The 11,372-nt window shown below is 63.4% G+C and carries 10 protein-coding genes; 5 read left to right on the forward strand and 5 right to left on the reverse strand.

Annotation, left to right across the window (positions count from 1 at the left end; all coding sequences use genetic code 11):
* The first annotated feature begins 30 nt into the window (after positions 1-30).
* A complete protein-coding gene (locus tag ACZXDY_RS04025) occupies positions 31-222 on the forward strand; it encodes a hypothetical protein (protein ID WP_464344588.1) in 192 nt (63 codons plus the stop codon).
* A 64-nt stretch (positions 223-286) separates the two neighbouring features.
* Here ACZXDY_RS04025 and ACZXDY_RS04030 read toward each other — a convergent pair whose 3' ends face one another.
* From ACZXDY_RS04030 to ACZXDY_RS04050, 5 genes are all read right to left on the reverse strand, one after another.
* On the reverse strand, positions 287-1,057 hold the full coding sequence (locus ACZXDY_RS04030) for a hypothetical protein (RefSeq protein ID WP_464344589.1): 771 nt from the start codon (positions 1,055-1,057) through the stop codon (positions 287-289).
* A 498-nt stretch (positions 1,058-1,555) separates the two neighbouring features.
* Positions 1,556-1,987: a CBS domain-containing protein gene (locus ACZXDY_RS04035; RefSeq protein ID WP_028162091.1), complete on the reverse strand. Its 432-nt coding sequence runs from the start codon at positions 1,985-1,987 to the stop codon at positions 1,556-1,558.
* Positions 1,988-2,243: 256 nt separating this feature from the next.
* A complete protein-coding gene (locus tag ACZXDY_RS04040; RefSeq protein ID WP_464344590.1) occupies positions 2,244-2,681 on the reverse strand; it encodes a VOC family protein in 438 nt (145 codons plus the stop codon).
* A gap of 108 nt (positions 2,682-2,789) precedes the next feature.
* The gene (locus tag ACZXDY_RS04045) at positions 2,790-3,023 is read right to left on the reverse strand and encodes a hypothetical protein (protein ID WP_464344591.1); all 234 of its coding nucleotides are present in this window, start codon (positions 3,021-3,023) and stop codon (positions 2,790-2,792) included.
* A 59-nt stretch (positions 3,024-3,082) separates the two neighbouring features.
* Entirely contained in the window at positions 3,083-4,168 is a 1,086-nt protein-coding gene (locus ACZXDY_RS04050; RefSeq protein ID WP_464344592.1) for a substrate-binding domain-containing protein, read from the reverse strand.
* A gap of 119 nt (positions 4,169-4,287) precedes the next feature.
* Between ACZXDY_RS04050 and ACZXDY_RS04055 the strand changes: the two genes are divergently transcribed.
* The 4 genes from ACZXDY_RS04055 to ACZXDY_RS04070 all read left to right on the forward strand — a co-directional run bounded on the left by ACZXDY_RS04055 (position 4,288) and on the right by ACZXDY_RS04070 (position 11,320).
* Complete coding sequence (locus tag ACZXDY_RS04055; protein ID WP_464344593.1) at positions 4,288-5,772, forward strand: aldehyde dehydrogenase family protein; 1,485 nt, start codon at positions 4,288-4,290, stop codon at positions 5,770-5,772.
* A 225-nt stretch (positions 5,773-5,997) separates the two neighbouring features.
* Positions 5,998-6,837 carry an aldo/keto reductase gene (locus ACZXDY_RS04060; protein ID WP_464344594.1) on the forward strand — a complete coding sequence of 280 codons (840 nt, stop codon included), beginning with the start codon at positions 5,998-6,000 and terminating at the stop codon, positions 6,835-6,837.
* Between the two features lie 234 nt (positions 6,838-7,071).
* Complete coding sequence (locus ACZXDY_RS04065) at positions 7,072-8,028, forward strand: DMT family transporter (protein ID WP_464344610.1); 957 nt, start codon at positions 7,072-7,074, stop codon at positions 8,026-8,028.
* A gap of 178 nt (positions 8,029-8,206) precedes the next feature.
* A complete protein-coding gene (locus ACZXDY_RS04070; protein WP_464344595.1) occupies positions 8,207-11,320 on the forward strand; it encodes an autotransporter outer membrane beta-barrel domain-containing protein in 3,114 nt (1,037 codons plus the stop codon).
* Positions 11,321-11,372: the final 52 nt, after the last annotated feature.

Here is an 11,372-nt window from a genome sequence, read left to right on the forward strand (position 1 = left end):
TCCCGCCGTGCAAGTTCCGGAGCACCTCTGATGATCAACGCCCGTCGTTCGCTCACCCAGATCTTTCTGTTCCCGGCGATCATCGCGGTGATCGTCGCTTTCGGCCTTGTGTCCGCCTTGCTCGGCGATGGCATCTGGGACACGACCTCATGGATCGCGCTCGCAATCCCGCTCGCCGTCACCGCGTTCTTCGCCTGCAAGAGACGCCCCGCGGATTTGTAGGGCGGCGCGAAGCTCTGCCGGTGAAGCGGGCTCCGCGCCGGTGCAGTCATTCCACTGAAGCGTGCTACGCCGTGACGCTTTCCCGCGCGGGCGTCTTTGCGGGCTTGACGATCGTCGTCGGGGTTCTGAGCCATGCCTCTTCGGTAACGGCGATCATAGAAGGCTGATCGATGATACCGATCGAGTCCCATGTGAACATCGCATAGCCAAGCTTTGTACCGTCGACACCGGCCGGCACGGTGACCTGAAGCTGCTGTGCGAGCCAGTTGAGCGAGCCGTATCCGCAAAGGCTGACGCAATGGTCCTCGTTGGTGTCCTTGGTGAATCCAAGGGCAAACCATCCGGTCTTGCCGTTCGTTGAGTTCCATGCGGTCTGGATTTGGGTTGCGGCAACGCCAATCTTGACCGGACCTGTCGCAATTGCGCTGTTTAACGTGGAGGGATTCGTCCAGTCGACCGAATAGATCTGGCCGTCATCATAGATGTGCCGGTTCTGATGGAAGCCGTTTTCCTGCATCCAAAGCATCACCTGATGCAGATAGGCCCCCTCCAGCACCCCATGTTTCGTCGCCCATCGTATCACTTCGTTGTCCGAAATGAAGATTTCCGGATTGTGACACGCCTTCGCGAACGCTTCTTCGGCAGTGACGCAATCACCGTGATCGAAATTGCCCCAAGAGGACAGTCTATGAGGGATCGTGATGAAATGGGGAGGTGCCGCTGCAAGGCCAACGACACTATGTGGAGTGGCGGCTGCCAAAACGCTCCTCGGCGTGGGAGTCGCTCCGCGTTTGGGATATCTACCTTGTCCGCTTCCTCCAAGCTGGATTGCCATGGTATGTCTCCGTTTGCTGAAATGAACTTCGATTATTTCCGCTTAGGCTCCATTGCTTCGTCCTTCGGTCCACGCTGAGTATCCTCGTGCCGCTGCTGGTCCGGCGAAGAGTCTGTCTCCTTGCCTTCCTGATCGTCGGCTGTGTCGGATGCGTCAGGGTTGTACTTTGGTGCTTTGTCGCGCACCTCTTTCGGCGTAGGGAAGGCACCCCGCTTCGGAGTGGGAGGTTTGCTGTTCATGTCTTACCCCTTTCCTGGGGAAGCCCTCCGGCGACCGTCGCATCCCATTCTATCAATGGTTGATGCAGCCCGATCAAAACATGATCGCGCTGGTTGCGTTGTGAGCTCGTTCACAGCCACAACGTTTTTATTGGATGCGACGCTTTCCGCAGCTTTGTCGGCGCGGGCGTCCCCATGCAGCCTTTCTAGGGTGCAACCGAGTCCATGTGAACGCGAGCACGAGGATTGACAGCGCGCCTAGGAGCCAGCGCCCGGGCCGTCAACGCGCGGCCTTGTAGACGTCACGAAGGATGTTCGCCTCAAGCTCCAGATTCTCAAGTCGATCCTTGACGACGTCGCCGATGCTGACGATACCGACTAGCTTGCCGCCGCGCAGTACCGGCATGTGGCGCACGCGATGGTGCGTCATCAATTTCATCGCGCGATTGACACTCTCGTCCGGAGACACCGTAGTCACACCGCATTGCATGATTTCCTTCACAAGCATCGACCCGGCTGTCGCGCCATAGCGAGAAAATGCATGAACGATTTCACGTTCGGAAATCAGGCCGAGAACAGAGTCCTCACTTGTCACCACGAGAGCGCCAATATTCTTTGCGCGGAGCCAGTCTGCCGCCCTCTTGATGCTCGCGTCCGGAGCTATTGTCGTAACCTCGGTGCCCTTCCGCCTCAGAATGCTTTCGATGGTCATAATTTCCTCCCATCGTGCGGCCTAGCCGCCTATTTCATCCCGCCCCCGCAACAGGGGCCACGTACCATGGCATCCATTCTCCTCGATTAGGAGCATCAGCCTATCATATTGGCAGCAAGCAGTCAGCGAGTATCGGGGCCGCGGTGTAACGACGGCAGAGGCCGTCGGTTGGAGGGATGGATCTCGAACAGGCGGGGCGGCCTCGGGCGCGCTCGCTGAAATTGGTCACTCGTCGCCGTTTGTCTTCGTATTGCGCTCAGCCGAGTTCTTGGGCGAGTCCGATCAGAAGCCCTTCAGGCCCACGGATGTAGCAGAGCCGATACGCGTCTTTATACTGGACTACCTCGCCTACGAGCTGCGCGCCGCGCGTGCGGAGCCTTTCAAGCGTCTCGTCGATGTCGTCCACGGCGAACATCACGCGGAGGTAGCCTAGGGCATTGACCGGGGCGTTCCGGTGATCTGCGACGACGGATGGCGTGAGGAAGCGGGAGAGCTCGAGCCGGCCGTGGCCGTCCGGTGTGCGCATCATGGCAATCTCGACACGCTGATCGCCCAGTCCGGTGACACGTCCGGCCCATTCTCCTTCGATCGTGGCACGCCCTTCGAGCTCGAGGCCGAGTTCGCGAAAGAAATCAATCGTCCCTCCGAGGTCTTCGACGACGATTCCTACGTTGTCCATCCGCTTGAGCGCCATGTGTCCAATCTCCAAGGTGTCGTTCCAAGGTGTCGCCGAGTCCAACAACGGACGCTTGAGGTGCCCTCAACACCGGCGGCCGTCCGGGTCCGATTCATGCTGTCCACATCAGAAGCTTGAATCATGGACCGCCTCAAACCGCCACCCCGTTTTCGCCGCCGACAATTCGGCCGCGTGGCCGACATACCACTCTTCCAGCTGACGCGGGTCGGCCTCGAGATGGAACTGGAGCGCAAGCGCGTTCCTCCGATAGGCGAAGGCCTGGTTCTCGTAATTGGCATTTGAAGCGAGCCGCACAGCTTGCTGCGGAAGATCGAAGGTGTCGCCGTGCCAGTGCAGCACGGTCGGCCCAGCCGGTTCTCGAGCAGCGCAATTTCGGCCAGCGAACGGCCGGCCCGGCCTCAGCGATCAGAGTGCATGCGTTCCAGGAAATCCTTCACGCCGCTGACCTTGCCGGTTTCGGAGGCAACGTAGCCGGGAAGGGCGTCGATGGCCTTGTGGAAAGCGCCGCTCTTCATGATCTCGAGCACGCGCCGCATCGGCTCTGACTCGAGGAACGCCTTCTTGCAGACGAAGAAATAATCTTCCGTCAGTAGCCGGATGAAATCGAGCCCGAATTGGCGGGCGGCCGCTTCGACGCCGAAGCTCGCATCCGCCATGCCGCTGGCGACATAGGCGGCAACGGCGGCATGGGTGAATTCCATCTGCTGTGCGCCATTGATCCTGCTCTCGGCAATCCGGTGCAGTGCCAGCAGCTGGTCGAAAAGCTGCCTTGTGCCCGAATCGTGATCGCGGTTGACGAAGCGCGCCTTGCGATCGACCAGATCCTTCAGTGAGCTGATCTTGAGCGGATTGCCGCGCTTGACCATCAGGCCCATTTCGCGCGTGACGAAACTGATCACGCGATCCTCGCGCGGAGCGAGCCAGTCGCGGCACGCCTTGATGCCCTGCGCGCGCAATTCGCCGCGTGGCAGGTGCACGCCGGAGAGATCGCAGGCGCCCTGCGCCAGCGACACCAGCGAGTTCTGGTTGCTGACATAGCGGAGGTCGACGCCCATGCCGGGCTCGCGGTCGAGGAATTCACGCAGCTTTGACACCGCAAAACCGTGGCTCGCATGAACGCGGATCACCGAGGGACGCTGGTGCAGGAACGGCTTGATCTCCGTGACCAGCTCCTGCGCGAGGTTTTCGAGTTGCGGGCCAAGGCGAGCCTGCATGCGCTCGCCGGCCCAGACCAGTTTCTCGCCGAACGACGTCAGCTTCGAGCCCTTGCCGCGCTGGGTCTCCACCAGCGGCACGCCGAAGAACTCCGACCATTGGTCGATCAGGTTCCAGACGTGGCGATAGGACAGGTGCGCGTCAGTGGCCGCGCTGGAGATTTTCCCGGTTTTGCGGATCTCGTTGAGGATGCCGAGGATCACCACAGCCGTCTGCGGGCTGCCTTCGCGGTGAAATCGCCAGATGGTTTCAATCTCGATGTGCAGCATCGTCGTAGCTTCTCATTATGAAATAGACTTCATATTTTCGCGAGCCATAGGCAGAACATATCATATTTACTGCAGGGCATATGCTCCTAGGTTTGGTATACCAACCAGGAGGAAATATGATGTCAATTGCATATGACTATGCGCAGGAGGCCCTCCGCCGTTCCGCCGCCCCGGAAGAGTTGCTGCTGATCGACGGCGCCCGCGTCCCGGCCATCTCCGGACGCACATTCAAGTCCCTCAACCCCGCGACCGGGGACGTGATCGCGACGATCGCGGAAGGCGGAGCGGCGGACGTCGATCGCGCTGTCGCTGCCGCGCGCCGCGCTTTTGAGGGACCATGGCGCACCATGCGCGCCGCCGAACGTGGGCACATCCTTCTGAAATGGGCAGAGGTCTTGAAGCAGCATGCCGACGAGATCGTCGAGCTCGAAAGCCTCGATGCCGGCAAGCCGATCGCGGCGGTGCTGCGGCAGGACTTTCCGGCCGCGATCGATACGCTGACCTATTACGCCGGCTGGGCCGACAAGATCGGCGGCGATGTCGTGAGCACCCGCGACGATGCGCTCACCTACACGGTCCGCGAGCCGGTCGGCGTGGTCGCCGCGATCGTGCCCTGGAATTTTCCGCTGATGATCGGCATGTGGAAGCTCGCGCCGGCACTGGCGTGCGGCTGCACGATCGTGATGAAGCCGGCCGAGCTGACCTCGCTGTCGGCGCTCCGGATCGGCGAGCTCGCGCTTGAAGCCGGCCTGCCGCGCGGCGTGCTCAACATCGTCACCGGCCCCGGCCGCATTGCCGGCGAGGCGCTGGTCAATCACCCTGACGTCGACAAGGTCACGTTCACCGGCTCGCCCGGTGTGGGTCGCGGTATCATGCGCGGCGCAGCCGGCAATTTCAAACGCGTGTCGCTGGAGCTCGGTGGCAAGTCGGCCAACGTCATCTTCGAGGACGCGAACCTCGATGCCGCGGCGAAGGCTGCGGCCGCCGGCATCTTCTTCAACGCCGGGCAGGTCTGCTCGGCCGGCTCGCGTGTGCTGGTGCAGGAGAGCGTCTATGACGAGGTGGTCGAACGCTTGGCCGCACGCGCAAGCGCATTGCGCATCGGCGATCCCCACGATCGCGCCACGGCGCTCGGACCGGTGATTTCCGACAAGCAGATGAAGACCATTCTCGACTATGTCGACATCGGCAAGAACGAGGGCGCGTTGCTCGTGACCGGTGGCGAGCGCGTCGGCGATCGCGGCTATTTCATCAGCCCGGCTGTGTTCGCCAATGTGAAGCACGAGATGCGGATCTCGCAGGAGGAGATCTTTGGGCCCGTCGTCAGCGTGATCAAGTTCAAGGACGAGACGGATGCGCTTCGGATCGCCAACGGCACCGCCTACAGCCTTGCCGCCGGCGTCTGGAGCAGCGACATCGGCCGCGTGCAGCGCTTTGCCAAGCGCGCGCGGGCCGGAACGGTGTGGATCAACACCTATGGCTACACCGATGTGCGGTTGCCCTGGGGCGGCGAGCGCGATTCAGGCCTCGGCCGCGAGCACGGCACCGCCGCGATCGACAATTTCACCGAGCCAAAGGCGGTCTGGATGAACCTCAACGTCTGACGGCGACATGCATGCGCGCGCCACGAACTCCGCTGTGGTCCCGGGCTTGACCCGGGACCCATAGCCACAGGACTTGATGAGATGCGAGGCTGTAACTGCTTGCTCGCGCCACTACATCTTCCTGTGGTTATGGGTCCCTGCTTTCGCAGGAACGACAGGGCGTATTGCCGCGACATTGCCTCACCAATCGTCTAGGGTTGGTCGTCCCCGATGAGCGAGGCGATCATGCGCACCAAAAAATTCGGCCACCATGGCCCCAATGTCTCCGTGATCGGGCAGGGCACCTGGTATCTCGACCGCGGCGACCGCAAGGCGGCGGTGGCGGCGCTGCGCCGTGGCATCGAGCTCGGCATGACCCACATCGACACCGCGGAGATGTATGGCGACGCCGAACTCGTGATCGCGGATGCGATTCATGGCCGGCGCGACGAATTGTTCCTGGTCTCGAAAGTCCTGCCCAGCAACGCCTCGCGCCGCGGCACCATCACCGCCTGCGAGCGCTCGCTGAAGCGGCTGAAGACCGACCACCTCGACTGCTATCTGTTGCACTGGCGCGGATCCTATCCGCTGGAGGACACTGTCGCGGCGTTCGAGGAGCTGGTCGCCTCCGGAAAAATACGGTCCTGGGGCGTCAGCAATTTCGACGCCGATGATCTCGGCGAGATGCTGGAAGTTTCGGGTAAGGGCAGGATCGCCTGCAACCAGGTGCTCTATCATTTGCAGGAGCGCGCGATCGAGCATGCTGTGATCCCGTGGTGCGAGAAGCATGGCGTCGCCGTGGTCGCCTACTCGCCGTTCGGCCACAATGATTTTCCTTCGCCACGGAGCAAGGGCGGGGAGGTGCTGCAGGAGGTCGCGAAGGCGCACAACGCCGCGCCACGCCAGGTCGCGCTGGCTTTTCTCACGCGCGCGGCGTCCGTGTTCGCGATCCCGAAAGCGTCGAGCGCGGAGCACGCCGCTGAGAATGCGGCGGCCGGCGATCTCGTGCTCAGCGCCAGCGAGATCGAAGCTTTGGACAAGGCTTTTCCGCGCGGTCCCAAGCCGCGAAGTTTGCCGATGCTCTAGCGATAGCGAACACGATTCTTAACAAAGTGTTGCAACGGCGACGGCGAGTTGCCGCGCTGGGCGTAGCGTGCTGCCGCGCACATTCGCGCATATCGGCGTCCTGTTTTCGGACCTTGTCGTGCGCCGCCATTTGGCGTTTTTTACAGGCTCGCAGATTCGCTTATTTGTGCCTCCGAGATTGCCGTGACACCGCCCCCCGCCGCAGCCGCCAGGCTGGACAGCGCACCTTTGCCATTGCCTGCAAAGAAATCTTCGCCTGCGAAGAAATCCGTCTCCCGCAAAGCCCCCGCGCGCGCCGATCGGCCGTTCAAGGGCATCGCGCTGATCCTGCTGTCGACGATTTTTCTCGGCACGTCCGACGTCACCTCGAAATATCTGTCGGCGACGCTGCCATCGATCGAGATCACCTGGATCCGCTTCTTGGTGTTCGCGCTGATTATGTCGCCTGCGATGCTGCCGGGCTCGCCGCTCTTTGCGCTGCGAACCGGCCGGGTCGGCTTGCAGTTCCTTCGCGGCGCGACGCTGCTCGGCTCGTCGCTGTTCTTCATCTCCGGCTTAGCCTTCCTCCCGATCGCGGAAGCCTCCGCCACCGGCTTCGTGGCGCCACTGTACGTCACGGCGCTGTCGATCGTTTTCTTAGGCGAGAAGGTCGGCCTGCGGCGCTGGATCGCGACCGCGCTCGGCCTCATCGGCGTCCTCATCATCCTGCGGCCCGGCACCAGCGCGTTCCACGTCGCCGCCTTCTTCCCGCTGCTGTCGGCTTTCTGCTGGGCTTCGACCTTGATCATGACGCGCATGATCAGCGGCCGCGATGCCGCCATCACCACCATGACCTATTCCGCCATCGTGGGCTTCGCGATCATGAGCGTCATGGTGCCGTTCGCCTGGGTGACGCCGAGCCGGCACGACATTCTTCTCGGCATCCTGGTCGGCGTGGCCTCGACCGCGGGCCAGTGGATCGTGGTGCTGGCTTTCCGCTATGCCGATGCCTCGGTGCTGGCGCCGTTCTCCTACACGCAATTGCTGTGGGTCAGCCTGCTCGGCTTCTTCATCTTCGGCGAGGTGCCGAGCATCTGGACCGTGATCGGCGCCGCCTTCATCGTCGCGTCCGGCCTCTACACCGCCCACCGCGAGCGAATCCGTCGCTCGCAGCTCCTGACCGTGCCCGGCGAGCCCTCGCCGAACGCCTGACTTCGTGCGCGGAATGAGACGTATCGCCGCGCAATCGTTGCGACCGCGCCACAGTGGCGCCGCGAAAACTGAGCGATCAGCCGCATTCGGCCGGATTCTTGCCACCCGCCGGGAAACCCCATGCTACCTGAGTTCCAGGGACGCGCCGTGAGGCGCGGGGGAATGAGGGGGCGTTGGCGTGTGGTTTCGGTTGCCTGCTGGTCTCGGCGCGCACACGGCCGCCGTGGCGGCGATCCTGCCTGGCCTGTGTCTGTCGACCGTAGCGGCGCATGCGCAATGCGTGCCCGATCCGGCAACGAGCGGGGCGACCGTCACCTGCAACGGCCTCGTCCCCGGTGGTTTTGAGGCCGGCGCCGGCGTCAACAACCTCACCGTCAATGTGCAGTCGGGAGCGACCGTTGGCGACAACGGCACGGCGGCGATCGGCCTCAACGATTCCAACACCGTCATCAATAACGGCACGCTGAACGCGGATGCTTTCCTGACCGGCCTGAACGTCGGCAATTCGAACACTGTTACCAACAACGACATCATCTCGGTCGGCGAAAGCGCGATCGGCATCGGCGCTCTCAACAACAACAGCATCGCCAACAACGGGACCATCTCCGCCGGCTCGGACGGTTTCGCGATCTCGGTCGGGGACGGCAACGTCGTCACCAACAGCGGCGCGCTGTCTGCCGGAAACCGAGGCACCGGCATCTTGGGGGGCCAGAACAACACGATCGCCAACACCGCTGCGGGCTCCATCACGGTCGGCAACTCCGGCAACGGCATCTTCGTCGCCGGCAACAGCACGGTGACCAACGCCGGCACGATCACGACAGGCTTCACCTCTTCGCCCGCGGCCGGCATCTTCGCGATCAACGACAACAACACGATCACCAACACCGCAGGCGCCAGCATCATCGCTGGTCAAGGAGCCGCAGGCATTTCCGTGCAGGGCAACAACGCGGTGATCAGCAACGCCGGCTCGATCACATCGGACGATTTCGGCATGGCTATCATCGCAGCCGGCGACAACACGAAGATCACCAACAGCGGTACGATCAACGTCGGCATGTTGGGCTACGGCATCATCTCGTTCCCCCTCTCGCTCAGCGGGTCCGGCACGATCACCAACACAGGCAGCATTGTCGGCGGCGACAGCACCACAGGCGTCTTCGCGGTCGGCGATTCCCTCACCGTCACAAACGCAGGCACGATCACCGTCGGAAACGGCGCGCCGGCCGCCGGCATCAACGTCTCGACTGCCGGACCTGCCGGCACCAACCAGGTCATCAACACCGGGACCATCAATGTCGGCAGCGACGCCGTCGGCATCGTGGTCAACGGTGGCGGCTCTGTCTTCAACTCGGGCACCATCAACGCCGCCGCCGGTTTCGCTGCGATCGAATTCTGCGGCTGCGCCCCCGGCTCCGCCAGTGTGCTGACGCTCGGCCCGGGTAGCGTCATCCACGGCCTGGTGCTTGCCAACGGCAGCGACACCTTCCAGCTCGGCGGCACCGGCACAGGCACGTTCGACCTCAGCCTGATCGGACCCGGCAATCAGTATGATGGCTTCTCGACCTTCAACAAGGTCGACAGCTCGAAATGGACCGTGACTGGCACCGGTGCCCAGGACTGGAACGTGCTCGGCGGCACGCTCGCGGTCGACGGCGTCATCAGCGGCAGCGTGGCCGTTAGCGCCGGCGGTGTGCTCTCCGGCATCGGCACGGTCGGCAACACCACGATCGCAAGCGGCGGCGCGTTCATGCCGGGCAATGCGGTGCCGGCCGCGTCCACCACCGTCGCCGGCAATCTCGCGCTGCAGTCCGGCGCGCTCTATCTGGTGCAGCTCAGCTCTACCGCATCCTCCTTCGCCCACGTGACCGGCACTGCAACGCTCGGCGGCTCCGTCGCCGCCAGCCTCTCGCCTGGCAGCTCGATCTCGAAGCGGCCGTATACGATCCTGACCGCGGATGGCGGCCTTGGCGGAACGACATTCAGTGGCCTCAGCGTGTCCGGTCTGCCCGGCGCACTCACGGCCGCGCTAAGCTATGACGCGACCAATGCCTACCTGACGTTCGGCCTCGACTTCGGCGCCAAATCCAATCTCAACGTCAATCAGCACAACGTCGCTGGCGCGCTGACCAACTTCTTCAATGCCAATGGCAGCATTCCCTTGCCGTTCGCGTCGCTGACGCCGGCCGGCTTGACGCAAGCCTCCGGCGAGGTGGCGACGGGATCGCAGCAGGCGACCTTCAACGCGATGAACCTGTTCCTGGGATTGCTGACCGATCCGTTCATCGCCGGCCGCGACGGCGGCCTCAGTGACGGCGCGGGCGCAACGCCCTTTGCCGATGTGGACGGCGCCAACGCCTACGCTTCGACCCGCACGGCCCGGAGCAAGCGCGAACGCGATGCCTATGCGGCGGTCTATCGGAAGGTGCCTGCCGCGCCGCCGGGCTTCGATCCGCGCTGGCGCGTGTGGGCCGCGGGCTTTGGCGGCTCGCAGCGCACGGACGGCAACGCCGTGCTCGGCTCGAATAACGCCAGCAGCAACGTCTATGGCACCGCCGTCGGTTTCGACTATCGCGTCTCGCCGTCGCTGCTCGCAGGGTTTGCGCTTGCTGGTGGCGGCACCAATTTCAGCGTCAACGGCTTCGGCTGGGGCCGCTCCGACCTGTTCCAGGCCGGCGCATTCGCGCGCACTACCACAGGCCCGGCCTATCTCTCCGCCGCATTCGCCTATGGCTGGCAGGATGTCACCACGGACCGCTTCGTCACCATCGCAGGTGTCGACCATCTCCGCGCGGAGTTCAACGCCAACACCTATTCCGGCCGACTCGAGGGCGGCTATCGCTACGCCACGCCGTGGCTGGGCCTCACGCCTTACGCTGCGGCGCAGGTGACGACCTTCGAGCTGCCGAACTATGCCGAGGCCGTGGTGTCCGGAGCCAACACCTTCGCACTGAACTACACCGCCAAGAGCGTCACCGACACGCGCACCGAGCTCGGCCTGCGCGCGGACAAGTCGTTCGCCGTCGAGGACGGAATAGTGACGCTGCGCGGCCGCGCCGCCTGGGCGCATGACTTCAATCCGGACCGCGCCGCGAGCGCCGTGTTCCAAACGCTGCCGGGCGCAGCCTTCGTCGTCAACGGCGCGGCGCAGGCGCCCGATTCCGCGCTCACCACGGCGTCGCTGGAGATGAAGTGGCTGAACGGCTGGTCCGCGGCCGGCACCTTCGAAGGCGAATTCTCCGGCATCAGCCAATCCTACGCCGGCAAGGGCGTGGTGCGCTTTTCCTGGTAGCCAGAAAGCGTAGGGTGGGCAAAGCGCAGCGTGCCCACCATCCACGATCGGT

This window comes from Bradyrhizobium sp. LeoB3 (assembly GCF_055456055.1).